At 41.3% G+C, this 20,131-nt stretch carries 14 protein-coding genes and 4 pseudogenes; 6 read left to right on the top strand and 12 right to left on the bottom strand.

Annotation, left to right across the window (positions count from 1 at the left end; translation table 11 throughout):
• Positions 1-242 precede the first annotated feature (242 nt).
• From N8A86_RS15400 to N8A86_RS15385, 4 genes are all read left to right on the top strand, one after another.
• Entirely contained in the window at positions 243-1,586 is a 1,344-nt protein-coding gene (locus N8A86_RS15400; RefSeq protein WP_273566203.1) for a helix-turn-helix domain-containing protein, read from the top strand.
• 657 nt (positions 1,587-2,243) lie between these two features.
• On the top strand, positions 2,244-5,495 hold the full coding sequence (locus tag N8A86_RS15395) for a SusC/RagA family TonB-linked outer membrane protein (RefSeq protein WP_273566202.1): 3,252 nt from the start codon (positions 2,244-2,246) through the stop codon (positions 5,493-5,495).
• Between the two features lie 19 nt (positions 5,496-5,514).
• Positions 5,515-7,257, top strand: coding sequence for a SusD/RagB family nutrient-binding outer membrane lipoprotein (locus N8A86_RS15390; RefSeq protein WP_273566201.1), 1,743 nt, complete (start codon positions 5,515-5,517; stop codon positions 7,255-7,257).
• Entirely contained in the window at positions 7,254-8,153 is a 900-nt protein-coding gene (locus tag N8A86_RS15385) for a hypothetical protein (RefSeq protein ID WP_273566200.1), read from the top strand. Before N8A86_RS15390 ends, N8A86_RS15385 begins: the two co-directional genes overlap by 4 nt.
• A gap of 85 nt (positions 8,154-8,238) precedes the next feature.
• Here N8A86_RS15385 and N8A86_RS15380 read toward each other — a convergent pair whose 3' ends face one another.
• Together N8A86_RS15380 and N8A86_RS15375 are read right to left on the bottom strand one after the other, a co-directional pair.
• Positions 8,239-8,742 (bottom strand): hypothetical protein, encoded by a 504-nt coding sequence (locus N8A86_RS15380; RefSeq protein WP_273566199.1) that lies wholly within the window; start codon positions 8,740-8,742, stop codon positions 8,239-8,241.
• Between the two features lie 37 nt (positions 8,743-8,779).
• Positions 8,780-9,558, bottom strand: a pseudogene (locus tag N8A86_RS15375) (alpha/beta fold hydrolase).
• Positions 9,559-9,724: 166 nt separating this feature from the next.
• Here N8A86_RS15375 and N8A86_RS15370 point away from each other — a divergent pair.
• Entirely contained in the window at positions 9,725-9,988 is a 264-nt protein-coding gene (locus N8A86_RS15370) for a hypothetical protein (protein ID WP_273566198.1), read from the top strand.
• Positions 9,989-9,996: 8 nt separating this feature from the next.
• Here N8A86_RS15370 and pyrF read toward each other — a convergent pair.
• Positions 9,997-10,805: pseudogene (gene pyrF, locus N8A86_RS15365) on the bottom strand (orotidine-5'-phosphate decarboxylase).
• Between the two features lie 76 nt (positions 10,806-10,881).
• Positions 10,882-11,958 carry a peptide chain release factor 1 gene (prfA, locus tag N8A86_RS15360; protein WP_273566197.1) on the bottom strand — a complete coding sequence of 359 codons (1,077 nt, stop codon included), beginning with the start codon at positions 11,956-11,958 and terminating at the stop codon, positions 10,882-10,884.
• 390 nt (positions 11,959-12,348) lie between these two features.
• On the opposite strand from prfA, the gene N8A86_RS15355 reads away from it, so the two are divergent.
• Positions 12,349-13,020 carry an ATP-binding cassette domain-containing protein gene (locus N8A86_RS15355; protein WP_273566196.1) on the top strand — a complete coding sequence of 224 codons (672 nt, stop codon included), beginning with the start codon at positions 12,349-12,351 and terminating at the stop codon, positions 13,018-13,020.
• A gap of 8 nt (positions 13,021-13,028) precedes the next feature.
• Here the strand turns inward: N8A86_RS15355 and N8A86_RS22135 are convergent, their stop codons facing one another.
• From N8A86_RS22135 to N8A86_RS15320, 8 genes and pseudogenes are all read right to left on the bottom strand, one after another.
• Positions 13,029-13,208, bottom strand: a complete 180-nt coding sequence (locus N8A86_RS22135) for an FAD:protein FMN transferase (RefSeq protein WP_337251808.1) — start codon at positions 13,206-13,208, stop codon at positions 13,029-13,031.
• A gap of 119 nt (positions 13,209-13,327) precedes the next feature.
• Positions 13,328-13,918, bottom strand: a pseudogene (locus N8A86_RS21680) (FAD:protein FMN transferase); the annotation flags it as partial.
• Positions 13,919-14,204: 286 nt separating this feature from the next.
• A complete protein-coding gene (locus N8A86_RS15345; protein ID WP_273566195.1) occupies positions 14,205-14,648 on the bottom strand; it encodes a QcrA and Rieske domain-containing protein in 444 nt (147 codons plus the stop codon).
• Positions 14,649-14,697: 49 nt separating this feature from the next.
• Positions 14,698-15,875 (bottom strand): annotated as a pseudogene (locus tag N8A86_RS15340) (AIR synthase related protein).
• A gap of 125 nt (positions 15,876-16,000) precedes the next feature.
• Entirely contained in the window at positions 16,001-17,527 is a 1,527-nt protein-coding gene (locus N8A86_RS15335) for a carboxypeptidase-like regulatory domain-containing protein (RefSeq protein ID WP_273566194.1), read from the bottom strand.
• 2 nt (positions 17,528-17,529) lie between these two features.
• Complete coding sequence (locus tag N8A86_RS15330) at positions 17,530-18,936, bottom strand: CsgG/HfaB family protein (protein ID WP_273566193.1); 1,407 nt, start codon at positions 18,934-18,936, stop codon at positions 17,530-17,532.
• 12 nt (positions 18,937-18,948) lie between these two features.
• Complete coding sequence (locus tag N8A86_RS15325; protein ID WP_273566192.1) at positions 18,949-19,350, bottom strand: curli production assembly/transport component CsgF; 402 nt, start codon at positions 19,348-19,350, stop codon at positions 18,949-18,951.
• A gap of 4 nt (positions 19,351-19,354) precedes the next feature.
• The gene (locus tag N8A86_RS15320; RefSeq protein WP_273566191.1) at positions 19,355-20,128 is read right to left on the bottom strand and encodes a CsgE family curli-type amyloid fiber assembly protein; all 774 of its coding nucleotides are present in this window, start codon (positions 20,126-20,128) and stop codon (positions 19,355-19,357) included.
• Positions 20,129-20,131: the final 3 nt, after the last annotated feature.

Here is a 20,131-nt window from a genome sequence, read left to right as displayed (position 1 = left end):
CTAGTTTATACATGTTCATCAATCATCAATCAATCATCAATCATCATCTAAATGAGACAGCTAGCACTCCTGTTTTTCCTGTCCCTCGTTTTTTTTCAGAATGTTTATGCCATTTTTCCCTATGATTTCTCAAAGGAAACACTATTCGGGCACAATAATATATCGAAAGCCGACTTAATCGAAGCGGACAGTCTATTCGATCAAAAGAGTATTCAAGGGCACTACCAATTTATGAAAAGGCGTTGCTTAATTTGGAAGTGACCGAAAAGTCATTGGTCTTAAAAAAAATAGCGCTCGGCCATGCCGCATTATCTCATCCCAAAGAAGCTACAAAGCACCTTGAGTCTTTTCTCATAAATGATTTTAAGACATCTTTAATTCAAAACGAAGGCTTTGATACCATTCGAACATCTGAGGAATTTGTAAATCTTGCCGATAAATATGAGCCAGGCTTTGATGTTTGGTCTTTTATATATCTCTATGTTTCCTTTATTGGTTTTTTTATCGCAATAGTCATCAACTTCAATAAAAAGATTGATACGGTATCAAGAATTTTGATAAGCGTCTTTATATTCATCCATTCGTTTTTCATACTCAATATTTGCTTTAACATCACAAATTATCAATTCGAGTACCCCCATACCTACTTGATGTCTACACTATTTTCGTTCTTGTACGGCCCACTACTCTATTTTTATCTAAAAAGGATTACTGAACAGTATAAATTCAAAAAAATAGACCTTTTACACCTCATTCCAACGGTACTCATACTAATCTATATCATACCTGTTTATGGTTTATCTGGAGAGGAAAAACTAAACATCATGTTAAGTAGGGCAAGCGAAGGTTATAATCCGGGCGATTCCAATGATATGTTAATCGTGGTGGCTTTAAAAATTATCTCACTATTGGTGTACGGGTATTTCATTAGGAGATTATACTTGAAGACAAAGTCAAATCAAAGTATATCCGAAACAAATAAGTTATGGCAACGAAATATTTATAGGCTGCATTTTCTGTACATCATTGCCTATGCGATTTATGGCGTGCTTGTTGTCAATCACCTCTCTTCAGGAATAATCTATCATAGCCAGATAGTCTGCATGTCGCTCATGGTCCTCTATATAGGATATTCGGCCTACGTGCAGCCCAATGTTTTTGATGGTCTATATACATTTGATAACCGAATTCCCTTTAAATATGAAAAGTCGGGTCTGACCCCAAGCCTATCCATGGAATTAAAGGAACAGTTAGTCCAGCTTTTTGACGAAGAAAAGATTTATAAGGAAAGTCATATAAACCTAGAACGTCTAGCAGATCTGCTCAATACCACTCGTCACAATGCTTCACAGGTCATCAATGAGCATTTTAAAGTAAGTTTTCATGAGCTCATAAATGTCTATCGAATTCAAGAAGCAAAAGAAATTCTATACAATGATTCGTATAAAAATCTCAATATCATAGATGTTGCCTATGAGGTAGGCTATAATAATAAGGTAACCTTCAACAAAGCCTTTAAGAAAGCTACGCAACAGACTCCGAGCGAATTTCAAAAATTTGTCATGAGAACACAGCAGGTAAGGTAAGTAAGCCGTAAATTTTTATCGGAAATGGAAACGTTTATAAGAACTTCCATATTAAAGATCTAAAATTTTTACCTTGATATTTCATCAATCAAAATGTAAAAGCGGCCCTGTGGGTTACTCTCTTAGAAATCTACTTCCTTTCATTCTTTGGAGCGTGTATTTGAATTAGTCATCAAAACTTTTCAGGGCTGCATTTTACATCTTTCCCTTTTATATATCCTTTGATTTTTATTCCCTTTTTGGTCAAAACAAAAGCATACCCATCTTGGGTTCGTCATTATTTTTCCTCATACATGAATCTTTATGAAGGAGCATTTCTTGCTTTCTTATTTCTAAATGATTGCATGGCTTCGCCATTCTTTAAAATATGCACCAATTCGGTTTGGGGTCGACTTGGCATCTAGACCTTCATAAGTAAACCATGGGTAAGCTTTTGTCGGTAGAGTAAAGGTTTATAAGAAGTTCCCAAAACTATGTTAAGAGGCTGTTACTTTGGCCTTAATGACTAATTAAACAAGTAAAGCGGCTCTGGAAACTTACACCTAACTAAAGATATTCTTGTCTCACTTTTTAGGGTAATTATTTGAATTAGCTATCAATATTGTTATCCAGGGCCGCATTTTACTATCTAACTCAAATTAATTTAAATTTTTAGGTATGCAGAAAAAAAGCAATTGGTTGTGTATGCTATTCCTACTCGGAATTTCATGGGCATTCGCACAAGAAAAAACCATTACCGGTAACGTGACCGATCAAGATGGTCAACCGCTTCCTGGGGCGAACATCCTTGTGCAGGGCACTACGACGGGAACGCAATCCGATTTCGATGGAAATTATGAGATTTCTGGCGAGGTCGGACAAACTCTGGTATTCAGTTATATCGGAATGAAAAATATTTCACGCGACATAGGTGCTTCAAATGTGATCAACATTCAAATGGAAGAAGATGCACAGGCATTGGAGGAAGTTATCGTCACCGCACTAGGTATTAAAAGGGAAAAACAGGCCCTCGGTTATGCCGTTGCCGAAGTAAGTTCAGAGCAGTTGGAAGAAAAGGCCGAAGGAGATTTGGGCCGAGTACTTATGGGCAAGGCTTCCGGAGTAAATATTACGCAACAAAGTGGACTTTCAGGTTCAGGCACAAACATTATTATCCGAGGTTTCAACTCATTTAGCCAAAGTAACCAACCGCTCTTCATTGTTGATGGTGTTCCCTTTAATGGTGATACTAACCCCTCGGGCCGTCAAGGCAGCCGTCAAGACTTTATCAATGGTAACAACGGTTCGAGCAGGTTCTTGGATCTAGACCCCAATAGTATAGAAAGTGTAAACGTACTAAAAGGTCTTGCCGCCTCCACATTATATGGTTCATTGGGTAGAAATGGGGTAATACTGATTACGACCAAGGCAGGTGCCGGTGGTTCTGGTATCAAGAAAACCGAAATTACGGCGACTTCATCATTGTTCTTCAATGAGATTGCCTCTACGCCGGATTACCAGAATCAATACGGAAATGGTTTTGATCAAGCATTTGGCTGGTTCTTCAGTAACTGGGGACCAAGTTTTGATCAAGAAGGGATTTCGGGCTGGGGAAACAGCGCATCGTTTGATGCAAACGGTACATTGGCCCACCCATATTCAACATCTACTTCGGCCATTCAAGCGGCATTTCCAGAGTTTCAAGGCCAACGTTATAAATGGCAACCCTATGATAACTTCGGAAACTTTTTTAAAACAGGTACGGTAGCAAATGCATCCGTTAACCTTGCAGGGGCATCGGACGATGGCAAAATATCCTACAACGCGAATTATGGCTATTTAAAAGATCAGGGCTTTACACCAGGCAACGGTCTGAACAGAAACAACTTCGGTATCGGCGGTAGGGCCGAACTTAGTAATAAGTTTACCGTAAGTGGTACAATTAATTATGCCCGGACCAAATTTATATCACCTCCTGTCGCCTTAAGTCAAGGTAACGGTGCGACGGGTAGCGGTTCCTCTGTATTCGGTGACCTATATTTCACCCCTCGTTCGGTAGATGTTGCGGGCCTACCCTTTCAAGACCCGCTTACCGGAGGTAGTGTATATTATCGACAAAACAACTCGATACAGCATCCATTGTGGACGGTGAACAACGCAGGCACGCAACAAGAGACCAACAGAACCTTTGGTAATCTAGGTCTAGTGTACGGATTCAATGAAAATCTGAACGTATCGTATCGAGTAGGTCTTGACGTCTATAGTGAAAACAACCTCAACTATCAAAATAAAGGAGGGGTCAATAGCAATAGTAACGATATACGATTACAGAGCGGTGTTTACGAAACGTGGAACAATACAAATACCATTTGGGATCACAATCTAGCGCTCAATGGTGATTACGACATAACTGAAAAAATCGGGGCTACCTTTAATATTGGAGCCAACGGAAGAAGAGAGGTTTTTCAAAGCGGAGGTACCTCAAGCGACGGACAACAGGTCTTCGGCGTTTTAAGGCACTTTAACTTTCTTAACAACAACGAGATTCAAAGTAGTGCAGAAAGAAATGTAGTAGGTCTTTATGGACAGGTCGAATTTGACTATGACTCATTTCTCTATTTGACCGTCGCAGGTAGAAATGATTGGGTATCCAATCTATCGAAAGCGAACCGATCTTTATTTTACCCAAGTGCGAGTCTTTCGTTTGTGCCGACCACGGTGTTCCAGGGACTTAAAAGTGAAAACATTCTTAATTATCTTAAGATTCGGGGAGGATACGGTACTTCTGCAGGTTTCCCTGATCAGAATTCCGATTCGTATCCCGTTGCTTCTAGGCTGTCTTTGGATACACAGGATTTTCAGGATAACACCGGTAGAAATATTGTAACTAACACCACTGGATTGACTTTAGGAAATCCGGATCTGAAACCTGAGCAAGTCTCGGAAATTGAATTGGGAATAGAATCCAGATGGTGGAACGGAAAGATTACGTTGGATGCCTCGGTCTATGAAAGAACGACTACCGATCTTATCGTCACACAACCCTTAGATCCATCCTCAGGATATTTCAGGACCACCACCAACGTTGGTGAGATTAAGGGGCAAGGTCTAGAATTGGATTTGGGTCTTCGATTGGTCGAGCATGAGGGTGATGGGTTCAACTGGAACACCAATATTAATTTCAGTATGATAGAAACCGAAGTGACCGACCTTGGTAATGATACCGATCTTATCGTCTATTCAGGTTTTGGAAACTTAGGTAATGCGGCCATCAAAGGTCAACCTCTTGGAGTCATCTATGGAAGTAGAATACTGCGTGATGCCAGTGGAAATCTGGTTACGAATTCGGCAGGTGATTATGTTCAAGATTCACAAGATGGGGTTATCGGGGATCCGAATCCTGATTTTGTGACCAACTTGAACAACAGCTTTTCGTACAAGAATTTTACCCTAGGCTTTCAATTCAACTGGACCCAAGGTGGAGATATTTACTCAAGTACCATCGCAACCCTATTGGGTAGAGGACTGATCGTAGAGACCCTAGATAGGGAGAACACCTTTGTTCTCAATGGGGTGAAGCAGTCCGATGGCACTCCGAACGATGTGCAGATCAACAACTCGGATTACTTTTTCAATAACATTCTTTTTGGGCCAAGTGAGCTACAGGTCTATGATGCTACCGTAATACGTCTTCAAGAGCTCTCATTGGGTTATTCGTTGCCAAAGCAATTCTTGGATAGAACACCATTTGGAAGTCTGTCTTTTACAGTATCAGGTTTCAACCTCTGGTACGACGCCATCAATACCCCTGACGGAGCAAATTTTGATCCGAACACATCAGGTACAGGTGTCGGTAACGGATTCGGATTTGATTTTCTTAATGGCCCGAGTTCAAGAAGATATGGTTTAAGTGTAAAAGCAACATTCTAAGATTAAAAAAAGTCAAAAAATGAAAAATATACATAAATACTTAGCAATCTCCTTTTTGACAGGTTCGCTCGCGTTCATCTCATGCGAGTCAAAAGAACTTGACATTACAGAAGATCCAAACTTTTTGACCCCGGTACAGGCGAGTCCCGATTTCTTTTTGAACTCCATTCAAGAAGATTTTGCCAGAACCATTGAAGGAGATGCCACGGGCGACCCCCAGGATAATTTCCAGACGGGTGGTAATGTGAACGGTGATGGCCTTTCGATTCTTGGAATGGAACTTACTCGTTTAATGCCTTTCGGAAGTCGTGATTATCGCGGTGGGTATCAAGATATCGATACCGATGATGAATGGGACAATGCGTACCGAGGTGTACTGTTCGATATTCGAACCATGACGCCGGCCGCGGAGGAAAACGGGCTTACAAGACATTTGGGTATCGCCCAGTTTATTGAAGCATACACTATGGTAACCTTGGTGGACTTTTTTGGAGATGTTCCCTACTCGGAAGCAGTACAGGCTCCTGAGATTCTTAACCCTGCATTGGACAGTGGAGCTTCAATCTACGATGCCGCATTGGGTCTTCTTGATCAGGCAATCGTGAATTTTACCAATAGTGCCTCGGCGCTACCTCCTACCGATTATTTTTATGGGAATGATTACAGCAAATGGGTAAGAGCCGCGAACACCTTAAAAATGAAAATCTACCTGCAGAGACGTTTGGTAGATTCTTCTGCAGAAGCAAGTTTCAATGCCATAGTCGCATCCGGAAATTATATCCAAGATACTGCGGATGATTTTGATTGGACTTGGACAGGCACAAGTGCTTCGCAACCCGATACTAGACACCCAAGATATGGTTTGAATTATGCTTCGGCAGGTGCAGGCGATTATATGTCAAACTGGATGATCAATGAAATGGATACCGGTGGCGATCCCAGAATTCGATATTATTTTTATCGTCAGACATTCGATGTACCAGGACAAGACGGCTTTCCACCGGATGAAGAATTGCTGACCTGTTCCTTACAAACACCTCCGGCCCATTATGTTAGTGGCGGATTCACATTCTGTGCACTTCCCAACGGCTACTGGGGCCGTGATTCAGGGGATGATGAAGGCGGACCACCGGACGGATTGCTCAAGACCACTTTTGGAGTTTATCCGGCGGGCGGGCGTTTTGATGACAATAGTGTATCCGCCATTGCACAGGCCAATGACCCAAACTCCTTCGGAGCTGGTGGTTTAGGAATCACGCCCATTCTCGATGCATTTATGGTTGATTTTTGGATTGCTGAAATGGCGATGGTAGCAGGTAATACCGGTGCCGCCGCAACGGCATTGGAAAGTGCGTTGACCAAACAAATTGCCAAAGCAACTAGTTTTGTGGCAAACGATCCGGCGGCGGACTTATCTTTTGCACCCACCCAGACAGAAATTGACAGTTTCATCGCAGGTGAAATTTCAGCCTACAATGCTGCCGGTGCAACAGCTCAATGGGATATTTTAGGAGAGCAATATATGATAAGCCATTACGGAAATGGAATCGAGACCTATAATTTTTATAGAAGAACAGGGTACCCGAGCACATTACAACCTAATAGAGAACCGGATCCAGGGGCTTATATCCGTTCTATGTATTATCCGAACCAGGCGGTGACCAGTAACCCGAATATTACTCAGAAAACGGATCAGACGGTACAAGTTTTTGGGATACAAATCCTGCCACCGGGTTTCCGCTATCCAACTAATGAAGTATGAACGATAAACTAAAAATCATGAAGAAAATAAAGATATATATGACGTCGCTCATACTAGGTAGTTTAGCCTGGTCTTGTAGCGAAACTAAATTAATCGATGATGTTTTCGAGGAAACCGATCGAGGATTGGTATTGCGAACTGTCGCAAGTCTCGGAGATAATTACAATATCTCGGATACAAGTTCTGTTTGGGGCGTAACCCTTGAGGTACAGGACAAAGAAAATGGTGCCTTGCTGTCAGACGTTAAGGTCTTTGTATCATTTGTAGATACTACCGTAGAGGATGGAGGCACTGACTTCAGTACGGCCGAGACTGAAATTGGCACATTCTCCGCGGCGAATTTTTCTAATATCGGACCTTTCGGATTTCCCAGAGGTGATATTTCATACTCTTATGCCGAGGCCATAGCAGCCACGGGAGTGGATTTTGATAATATTGATGGAGGGGATACTTTTAATTATAGACTCGAGGCGAATTTGACAAATGGAAGAACCTATACTAACAATGCTAATGGTACGGTAACCGGTGGGTCTTTTTTTAGCTCGCCCTTTGCCTATGTTTCTCCAGTTGTCTGCCCACCTACTCCACCAACTGCTGGCTCTTGGAGTATTGAAATGCAAGATTCATTTGGTGATGGTTTGAACGATGCAGCTCTGGTAATCACCTTGGATGGTACAGCGACGACTTTTACATTTGACGATGGTTTCTCAGGGTCTTTTACCCTAGATGTACCTATTGGAACTGAAGTAATGTCAATTGTTTTCACCTCAGGTGCCTTTGATGAAGAGGTTACTTTTCAGGTAACTTCTGCAAACGGGACTGAAATTCTTGATCTTGGGCCCTCGCCAAGTGCAGGTGTCGAGCTTTTGGATTATTGTCTCGGAGATATTCTTTAAACAGTCATTAATAATGGTTTATTCAACCAAAAGGCCACTGCATAGCAGTGGCCTTTTGGTTGAATAATAAGGTCGATGCACTCGCTTATTCGATTTTCCTATACAATCCATCAAAGGCGATATTTACCACTTTCTCTTTTTGCAAGAGTTCCCAAAGTTGTCGAACGCTTCCGTCGTCGTTCAGTGTCCAAGTGATCCTGTTGGTATATATTTTCCCATCGGTATGTGTGAACTCATCGGAAGAAAGGATCATTTGATTGCCAATTCGATTTCCTTTTAACTTAATGTGAGTTCCTGAATTATCAACCCATAGCTGTTCCCATTGCTTCGTTTTAAGGTTGTAAAAATTAGTACTGGTTCCGGTATTTCCGCTGGCACCTGTCCAGTTTTCACGAAGTATACATCCATCCTGTATTTTGTCGATGTTGTTTTTTCCTCCCAGTGTACCGTCGGGATTGGTTACTTCCCACTCCCCTATCCAAAAATCGAAAGCCGTGTGATCTTCACTACAGCAGGCGCAGGTATCCGTCTGCGCATTTAAATCGAAACAAACGGTTATCAAAAAAAAGACAAGAACAAAAGGTCTCATGATATAATTTTTTAAAAAGTAATGTAGCTATTAAAGACTATTCCTGAGAAAGATAGCCAATGACCATATCATTGAACAGTTTGGGCTGTTCCACATTCACAACATGACCGCAATGTTCTATCAAAAGAAGGCTAGAGGTAGCACTCTTTTTTACCATCTTTTTTACCGATGGAAGAAAAAGATAATCTTCGCCACCCATTACGTACAAGGTCGGAATCTTAAGATCTACCGATCTAAAAAACGAAGCAACGGACTTATCTGAGAACCCAATTTGAACCAGCGTATAAACTCTTTCTGGTATAATTTTTTGGCCTCGCGCACAAATAACGATCTTGATTCCTTATGATTTCTATCGGGCATGATAGCAAACGTAAACATTCGGTATAGCCAAATGTAAGGTACCAACGATTTAAAAAGACTTCCAAAAACCATAAGGATTCTAAACCGTAGGTCTAGCCTCATGATGGCACCACCCATGACCATACTTTCCACACGTTGGGGAAACTTCTCGGCCAAGTTTCGAATAAGTACAGTACCCAATGATATTCCAACAAAATGTGATTTTTCAATCTTCAAATGATCAATAACTTCTACGATATCATTTGTTATCTTATCAAAGTCATATTTTTCATCAAAGGTATCGATAAGGCTGGGCTTCGAATCCCCATGCCCCCGAAGGTCTAATAAGAGTATATTGAAGTGTTGTTTGAACTCACGCACTTGCTTGTACCAAATGGACGAACTACCCCCCGCACCATGTACGAAAGTTACCCAGCTGGTGGAATTTGAATGTAAATGTGTCGTGTAATTTAGCAAAGTGTTCTCGTTGACTTATCTAAATCCGTAAGCTCCGCAATGTATTAAAACTTTCGATACACTATGCAGTTGGTCGGATATTTTTAACAACAAATCTGTGAGATCCACAGATCTAATATCCAATACTTGTTAATAAATCATCAAAAGAACCGATTTTTAGATAAATATGACGATATCCCACGTCCAAAAATGGTTTTCGCCCGTATATTTGGAAGAACTTATTTATACGATTATGGAAAATCAATATTGCAAAGTAGGATCAGTAACCCCCATCGCTGCCAACAGAAACGCCATTCACCTTTTGGAATATCAATACCAAAACTTTTTGGACAAGGCCAGTAACATGGATTATACCGATGCCAAATTGGTCGAATTTTTTGAGCAAAAAGCCCAGAAGATCAAAAAGGTATTGGAGAATATGATGGGCTAACCCAGCTTCTAAAGTTCCGAGGCCATTTGCACTTGTAGTTTCCCTGCCTCTCTTGTAGCGGCCTCTGCGAAATCTTTTCCATTTGAGGCATAAATGATTCCACGTGAGGAATTGACCAATAGGCCGATTTTTTGGTTCATACCGTAACGACAAACTTCCTGTAGATTGCCTCCTTGCGCTCCTACTCCAGGAACCAAGAGAAAACTTTCGGGTACTATTTTTCTAATATCGGCTAAGTAGCTCGCCTTCGTTGCTCCCACGACATACATCAAATTTTGTGAATTTTTGTACGACTTCGAGGTTTCAAGTACCTTTTTATAAAGCTCCTTCCCGTCGATTTTTTGAGTCTGAAAATCATAGGCTCCCTCGTTCGAGGTCAATGCCAATAGAATCGTGTGTTTGCCCTCGAAGGCTAAAAAAGGTTCTACGGAATCCTTGCCCATGTAAGGGGCTATAGTAATCGAATCAAACTCAAGGTCTTCGAAAAATGCCTTGGCATACCGTGTTGAAGTATTTCCGATATCGCCGCGTTTCGCATCGGCGATGGTAAATTGCTCAGAATAGTTCTTATTCAAGTACTGTATGGTTCTCTCCAATGATTTCCATCCTTTTATGCCATAAGCCTCATAAAAGGCTATGTTAGGTTTGTAGGCGACGCAGAGATGGTGCGTCGCATCTATGATGGCCTTGTTAAAAGCGAAGATGGGATCTTCTTCCTCCAAAAGATGGAGCGGAATTTTTTCCAAGTCCGTATCCAATCCAATACAGAGAAAGGATTTTTTTTGTGGATCTGGTCTATTAGTTGTTGGGTGGTCACTTTTCTGGGTTTGGATTTCGTTCTTCGACAACACTTCGACGAGCTCGGTGTGGCAGTTTTCCGATTTTATCTAGAATTAAAAAATCTCTGAGGCGTCACGTAATTTCTCGGTATTCTCCACAAGACTCAATTCATCTATAATTCGTTGTACGTCACCATCAATAATATTCTGCAAGTCATATAAGGTCAATCCTATTCGGTGATCGGTAACCCTGCCCTGAGGATAATTGTAGGTGCGTATTTTTGCGGAGCGGTCTCCACTACTTACTTGCGAATTTCGTTTGGCGGCATCCTCTTCCTGTTTTTTTGCAAGCTCCATATCGTAAAGGCGCGAGCGTAGTACCTTGAATGCCTTTTCTTTATTCTTATGTTGTGACTTTTGATCCTGGCATTGGGCCACCAATCCGGTTGGAATATGCGTCAATCGCACTGCGGAATAGGTCGTGTTTACCGATTGACCGCCCGGACCGGAAGAACAGAAAAAGTCGATACGAACATCTTTCGGGTCAATTTGGACATCAAAATCCTCAGCTTCGGGAAGAACCATCACCGTCGCAGCACTTGTATGTACCCGACCTTGGGTCTCCGTTTGTGGAACACGTTGAACACGGTGCACGCCTGCCTCGAATTTCAAGGTGCCATAAACATCTTCTCCGGCGACTTCGAACTGAATTTCTTTATATCCACCGCTGGTTCCTTCGCTCAAATCGATGACATTGGTCTTCCAACCTTTTGATTCGCAATATTTGGTGTACATACGAAAAAGGTCACCTGCAAAAATACTTGCTTCATCACCCCCGGTTCCCGCCCGGATCTCAACTACTACGTCTTTGGCATCTTCCGGGTCTTTGGGAATGAGCATAAACTTTATTTCCTCCTCCAAAATCGGCATGCGCTCTTTGGCCTCATCCAATTGCATTTTGGCCATATCGAGCATTTCGGCATCGCTACCATCCGAAATAATCGCCTCGGCCTCTTCGATATTATTGGTCAGCGTAATATATTCCTCACGCTTGGCCATCAAGTCTTTAAGGTCTTTATATTCCTTGGTCAATTGCACATAGCGCTTTTGGTCCGTTATCACATCGGGCTGTATGATCAGATCCGATACTTCATCGAAACGCTGCTTTACAATGTTGAGTTTGTCTATCATTATCGTACCTCGGTTGGAGTGCGAATTTACGATAAATTTGTACATTTAAAGATATCCTCGACATTAGATGCATACGCTGTTCCGTTTCAAAACCTATGAACTTATCTTCTTATTTTATAGAAAATTTATTTTTGCTTCTACTGTCGTCACCTTGATTCAATACACTATTCTTAGAGTGGAAGATATAAGTGCCATGTTTTCAAAAATTCTTTTGATCAAATCAATTCTTTTTGGTTTGTTGTTTCTATTCTATTTGGATGTCGGTTTGGGGCAAAGATTTATTTTTTATAAAAACTTCGGGATTTCTAGAATACAATTATTTCTTGTCTCTTTCTTTTGGGATGCCCTTTTGACCTTCTTCACCATTCTAATTCTGAACCTATTTTGATCTTGGAAATCGACAACATAGAATTGAGTTTCGGAGAAAAAAAGATTCTGTATGGAATCAGTCTAAAAGCCGAAACAGGAAAAGTAACAGGAATTCTAGGCAGAAACGGAAGTGGAAAAACCTGTTTGTTGCGTATTCTCTTCGGAGACCTCAAGGCAAAATATAAGAACATTCGGAAGGATGGGAAGTATCAAAAACGAAATCTTTTTCAATCGTTCAATGCTGCCTATTTACCTCAGCATCAATTACTTCCGGGTAAATTGAAACTAAACAAGGCATTTAGATTATTCCAAACCGATTGGAGCACATTTATAGCGTATTTCGATTCTTTCGAAAAATATGTCAATGCTCGGGTAGCTGAACTTTCTTCAGGGGAACTTCGTATTGTAGAAACCTACCTGGTTTTGTGCTCTAACCGTGAAGTAATCTTGCTAGACGAACCCTTTTCCTTTATTGCGCCCTTATATGTTCAAACATTCAAATCGATAATCAATGAAAAGAAACAGACCTCCGTTATTGTTATTACTGATCATTTTTATCGGGACATTATCGATATAAGTGATACTGTTTATTTTCTTAAAAATGGACGATCCAAACTAATAAACAATAAATCGGATCTGGAGAACGAAGGATATTTAAGTACTGACATAAAAATTGGGCAAATGGGTCGGTAAACTTTCATCTAATCGAACAGTATTCCACTACTTTTAAACATTTTGTTTTCACTGTCGACCAAGATTACCTCGGTAAGCGGAAGTTGATTAACAAGTGCGAGACCTGCATCTTTTCCCATAATAAAAATAGCGGTCGCCAGGGCATCACAAAATTCAGCACTTTTTGCAAAGACATGCACGCTTTTGATTCCAGTTGTAGGGTATCCCGTTCTGGGGTCGATAATATGGGAGTACTTTTGCCTTTGAAATTTATATACTGGTCAAAACTTCGTGAGGTTGCGACCGAAGATTCCAACACAGGAAGCCATGTAAAAATTTTTCCTTTATTCTTCGGGTTGGCAATTCCTAACATCCATTTTTCACCACTGGCCCTCGTACCCCATGTTGTTAGATCTCCGGAAGCGTTGATAACTCCCGCGACCACCTGTTTGGAAGTCAAAAGTTCTTTGGCTTTATCGGCAGCAAAGCCTTTGCCCACTCCGCCAAAGGAAATTTGCATTCCTTTTTCCTTTAAAAATACGGTTCGGTTCTCTTCGTTCAAAATGATTTTTTTGTAGCCTACCTTGGCTATCGACTTTCTAATTTCCTCATGGGTCGGCTCATACTCCATCGTACCGTCAAATTTCCAAACTTGGTCCATTGAAGCAAAAGTAATATCAAATGCACCATAGGTAATTTCGGAGTACTGAATGGCCCGTTCGATAAGATTGTAAAGTTCGTAACTCACTTTTACTGGTTTAATGCCAGCATTTTTGTTGATTAGCGAAGTTTCTGATTGCGAGTCCCAAGAGGATATCATTTTTTCGATACGACTGATCTCGGCAGTGGCTTCATCAATGTTGATATAGCCCAATTCTTCATTTGGGGCGACCACGGTAATGTCGAAATCACTTCCCATGAGTTTTACGGTCTTTTTGACCGTCACGTACTTACGTTCTTGGGCAGTACCCATAAACATAAGAAAGCCAAAAAGTAGGGGAAGAATTATGCGCACTTTTCGAAACCGTTTAAAAGTAAAATTTCAATAAAATTATACTCCGAAACAGATATACCTGAAAAACTAGTGAAACTTATAAAAAAAAACTTCCGTCCAATAGTAACGGAACAGCCAAAAAAAGGCCTGTAAAATAAGTTCGTACAAGTTTTCTTTTGCATAGGGAACTGGAGCTAAATTCCGTTACAATTTACTCAAAAATACGCAGCACATCGCCCGTAAGTTCGGTATTGAAAATTTTAAGGGGTTTCGGAGTTTTACTATCGACTTGATTAATAGGCGTGCCGTCAAGTTCAAATTCAGACCCGTGAACATCACAATAAAAGAATGTTTCACTATTGTTGTTGACAAAACGAACCTGATCGTATTGTTCATGACTACAGACTTGGCTGGCAGCTATAAAATTACCATCTAAATTTTTGACCACCACGATTAGGTTTTTCAAGACAAAACCGCCGTTGTTCGCCAATGGTGCTGCTTCTGCAGCATTTAAATCAATGGTAAAATCTACTCCGGTAGGTACGGGCGTATTTCCACCACCTTCATCATCCTTAGAGCACCCCTGTACACAGGGAAAGGTCAACGCAAAGGCGGCCCCGGCACCCAGGGTTCTGAGAAACTGTTTTCTTTCCATAACAAGCTTATTTAGTATAGAAAACGTGGTAATCGGCGTTATCGTATGCCTAATAGGCAAAGGTTCCGTAGGTGCTCTTTATGGTCAATTTTTTAATGGGGCTCTCCTCTACCCTACCAATTTCTTGGGCAGACACCCCAAAGCTTTCGGAAATAGCCATAATATCTTGTGAAATGGCCTTATCGACGTAAAGTTCCAAACGATGACCGCAGTTAAAGACCTGGTACATTTCTTTCCAATCTGTACCGGATTGTTGTTGGATCAATTTAAAGAGCGGAGGAATAGGAAAAAGGCTGTCTTTTACGACATGTAAATTATCTATAAAGTGTAGAATTTTGGTCTGTGCACCGCCACTACAATGTATCATGCCATGAATATCTTTGGAACCGTATTTTTCAAGGATTTTCTTTATTATCGGCGCATAGGTCCTTGTAGGGGAGAGCACCAGTTTACCAGCATCTAACGGGGATTCGGGAATTGCATCGGTCAATTTGACCTTACCGGAATATACCAGCTCATCAGGAACCGCCGCATCATAACTTTCAGGGTATTTCTCCGCCAAATATTTTGAAAACACATCGTGCCGGGCCGAAGTCAGGCCATTGCTTCCCATACCGCCGTTGTATTCCTTTTCATAGGTAGCTTGTCCAAAAGATGCCAAACCAATGATTACGTCTCCCGCCTTAATATTCGAATTATCGATTACTTCGCTACGCTTCAACCGTGCAGTAACTGTAGAATCGACGATAATGGTGCGTACCAAATCCCCTACATCGGCGGTCTCGCCGCCCGTCGAATGAATAGTCATTCCATGTTCCTTAAGATCGGCTATCAGTTCTTCGGTACCATTGATAATGGCTGAAATAACTTCACCGGGAATCAGATTCTTATTTCGACCAATTGTAGAGGACAACATAATATTATCGGTAGCACCGACACAGATCAGATCATCAATATTCATGATCAATGCGTCTTGGGCAATGCCTTTCCAAACGGAAATATCGCCCGTTTCTTTCCAATACATATAGGCCAAGGAAGACTTTGTACCCGCACCATCGGCATGCATCACCAAGCAATAATCTTCATCGTTCGTCAAATAGTCGGGAACAATTTTGCAAAAGCTTTTGGAAACAGCCCTTTGTCGATATTCTTTATGGCATTGTGAACGTCTTCCTTAGAAGCCGAAACACCCCTTTGACTATATCTTTCGCTATTGGATGAACCCATTACGTCTAGTTTATGGCAAAAATAACGGATTCTTATAATTAGGTACCGACCTTTTTCAAATTATATTCCAAACAAAAAAAATCCCGCTCATACAGAGCGGAATTTTTCAGGTTTACTCGGTTAGTTTACTCCCAATTGGGCATAAAGGCGTTGGTGAACAAAACTTCACTCTGACCTTCACCTGTAATTTCATCATCTGGTATACTCCGATATATGGTACGCTCTGAAATGCCATCGTTCGACGTATTCATAAATATTATCGTACCGTCGTCAGGGGAATACTTGACATCGAGGTCATTGGTGCCAGGGGCTTTACCTGTATCAATCTCGGTCGCCGTTGCATCGGTTAAGTCGTATTCAAAGATTCTAGCGTCCAGTTGTCGGTATTCCGCATTTTCTATGCCCGTGACATCTCTGGTATACAATACTGTATTTCCGTCGATTGAAAAGTCTATTCCGCCCAGCGCACCTGGTTCGTTTTCAATGACCACTTGCTCGGTACCTGCCACCAGATCGACAACGATGATACGGGCGCTATAGCCGTTCGATGCATTTGTCTTAATAGCGACAAGGTCGTTTGTGGGGTTCACGGCAACTTCTGAAATCAATACAGTATCGGCAGCCTGGTATACCAATTGGCCTCCAGAACCGTCTTGATTTATGGAAAACAACTTATTGAAGTTCGGATAATATAGTTTCGCCCCATTATCGAACCAAGTATATTCCAATTCGGAATTTCTAAAACCTGCCACGGGAATATCTTGGGTTACCTGTGTAAGTTCGGTACCATCTAATCTCATGGTGAAAATGTGGTTTTCGCCGCCTTGCGAGCGCAAAAAGGCTATTTTTCCAACCGTATTATTTTTCATGGGCCGATAACTATTCTTATCATTTCCGGTCAATTGAATTTCGTTTTGATTCACATTATTTTCGTCATCGGTAACGGGTTCCGTACCTGAAAAAATCACATTGTTACCATCTACATTACGCGTGTAAAAAAATCGATTTGACGCACCGTCCTTCGTAGCGAAACTGCTTAATGCACTTTCTACCATCTCATTGATACCATCATCTGCGGATACCTGCCAAATAAAGTTTTTGCCGATCGGTAAATTTTCTACCAAGAACATGGTATCCTTAATATCCTTGAAAAGCTGTATTTCATTGGTTTCACCATTTCGGAGCTCAAGGGTATATAGTATTTTGTCATCATCGTTATCGGAAGAATTCCATTGTAACTCTACTTCGGTGCCTATATTCTCCGTTCCATCTTCCGGGAAAATAAGCAATGGTGACTTAGGTAAGATATTGGCTGAATTTACCGAATCCATCTCAAAAATGACATTGCTCGTTTTGCCTGCAATGATGTTGGCACCTTCGAATGCGGTGAGAAATTCGGCCAAATCGGCTTGGACCGAATAATCACCCGCTTCAATCTCCTCGAAAATGAAATTGCCCTCCGCATCGGTAAATATGGTCGTAGATACTGGGGTGGTCGATATTTTCACATTGGGCAAAGGAACATTATCACCTTTTGTGACTACTTTACCGGTTAACGTTCCAAAAGCATTTTCTTCTATGGGATCTTCAGAACATCCTACAAAAAAGAGTACTAGTGCCGATACTAGATAGGGTATGATATTATTTTTCATTTTTAGTCGTTTATCTTTTGGTTCATTTTATACTTTCCAAGCTTGTACTTTATGCCTGCTCCGAAGGAGTAATAAAAATCATCTCTTTTGCCGTTTATGGTTTCATCGAGCTGGTCGGTAAAAGTAAAGTTGCTCTCGCCGAATACCCTGAAATCGATTCTATCGGATATTTTGATATTCAGACCGGCACCAAGTTGTGCTTTGGGTGTCGTTACCTTTTTGGTCTGCCCGAGATCCGGAGAATGGATTTCAAAAATATATCCGGCCCCTCCGTATACAAAGGGTCCAAATTTGTCATTTGGCAATATCTTGAGTTCCAGGTTCAATTCAGGACTCAGGTACTCTTCAAAAAAAGATTTCCCTCCTGTCAAATACACATAATCGAAATCAAAGTTCAGACTTAATTTTGGCGACAACCATTTCGAGTAGCCGACATAGCCGCCAAAACCAAAATCTTGATTGGGTAGATCGCCGTTCAAAAGTGGTGCTGTAGCCCCAATCGTAATCGCATCCTGCGCTGGTGTCTCTATCTGGTCCCTATCATACAACAATTGTGATTCTTCATATTCTTTTTGGGCCTTATAGGCATCCATAAGTTGTTTGTTCTTAAGACCACCGTCAGCGGTAGTCCAAAGTCCTTTAGCCACACCTTCTACGATTAGGGCCTCAACCGCCGATTCAATGGCATTTTTCATAGCCAATTGTACCGGTTCGTTTTTGGTAAAACCTGTTTCAGCCTCCAACAAACGTTGAAAAGCGACATACCGAAACAAACTGGCATCCAAAGATTGCGATAAGATGGTCTTTGAGACATAAACTGTCTTTAAAATTTCACCATTACTCGTAGAGACCGCCCGTAAATAAATGGTAATACGATCTTGGCGGTATTGTGTTGAAGCACCTGCTCCAAAATAGCGAGCCCCGGCACCCCCTGTGATGATATTGGTGTCGTAGGAAACCACACCGCCCTCTAACAGAATGCCTGCGTAAAGCAGTGGTGGCAAGGTGGGCTGATTTGAATTCGCATTTCTGCGATATTCTTCACGTGTGGATCGAATGATGTTGCGTTCGTTCAATAAATTATTCAAATTTTCACGCTCTATGGGCGTAAACCATTTGGAATCTTCCAATGCCTGAACCAACATCGTGGTCGCACCCTGAGAGACCGCCGTACTGAACGAACTACCTGCCTCTAGATTTTTGTATTGCCCAGTCTGGTCCTTAAAATTATAGACCCCAACGACCACTTTTTCATGTGGTGCAGGTAATTCGCGTAACACTTGGGTCTTTGAAGTCAATTCACCGATCCTTGCGTCTTGGGGCTCATAGGGCTGATTGAAATAGGCCCCACAACCCGATAACAAAAAGGAAAATATAAGCAAAAGCTTGACTGTTATTCTTTTGTACATTTGATTCATCTATTAATTGGGCACAACAATTTGGGTTTGTTCTCCGGTTGAAGTATCAAGAATATTTATGACCAGGCCCTCAGGGGTCTCGAAAATTTCCAATGCCAAGTCTCCGATTGCAAAAGTACCTTCCTGAAGGCCTTCCCCAAGTTGCGAGTTGAAAACCGTTCTTGAAAGGCTGCCTAAAATTTGCCGGTTCAGATCTTGTTGAAACCGTTCGAGTTCGGTCAATTCTTCCCTATCCAAAATTGAGTTGGGGTCTTCAAAGCCATTTTGGGCTTCGGCCGAACTCAGTAGCCATTGATAATTGAACGTATTGCCCCCAAAAGCAGGGTTGACGGGCTCATAGACCAATTGCTGCCCGAGACAATAACCCGAGACAAATAACATCAAAATGAAAATCGTTTTTTTCATAATCCTAATATCTTATGATTTGATTTTTTCGGTTTCTCAATTGTTGAAAATATAGGTTTACCCGATATATTGCCTGTTCGGCCATGGCGTCTAAATATTGACCCCGGGGGTTCATAATAAATTGCATGACCACAGCATCATCTACAACAACTTGAATTTGGGTATTGTTGGCAATAGCCAATTTCTCTTCTATTTTCACAATTTTTTCCCCATTGATATTTTGCGCTAAATAGGCGGAATAGAACAAGTCATAGAAATCGCTTCCAGCCTTGGTCTTTGTGTCTTCTATTACCATTCCTTTTAAGATAAAGCCATCTTCCTTACTTTCCTTTACATCTGGACTGCCGCTTATTACAGCCTCCGCTTGGTCAAGGGTATCTTCTTCCCCTTCTAGGCCATTTAATATTTTTCTATCTTTTCCGACAATATTATCCTCATCATTATACACCAATAATAGAATAATCGTTCGGTCTTTTTCTGAGATATTAATCGAAGTAGTCGATAAACTCTTCTTGATGCCCGGTTCGAGTACGAAACGCCCTTCTTGACTATTTGTACTTTTATTGGTTGCATCAGGAGCTCCCTTTATTACGGATAGCGTATACCGTAAGCTTTTATTGATTTCGGTTTTGTTGTAAGCGGATCCTGAAATTTGTAAAACGCTGTTATCAAGTACCTTTACATCGATAGAAGCTTCAACCTCCTTATTATAGTATTGCCCTAAACAGCAAAAAGGAAGGCAAAACGTTACTAGTATGATGTAGGTGATATTTTTCATTTT

It is taken from the genome of Maribacter halichondriae, assembly GCF_027474825.1.
Classification (GTDB): Bacteria; Bacteroidota; Bacteroidia; order Flavobacteriales; family Flavobacteriaceae; genus Meishania; species Meishania halichondriae.
The sequence above is the reverse complement of the archived record's forward strand: the minus strand, read 5'-3'. Positions and strand labels throughout refer to the sequence as shown.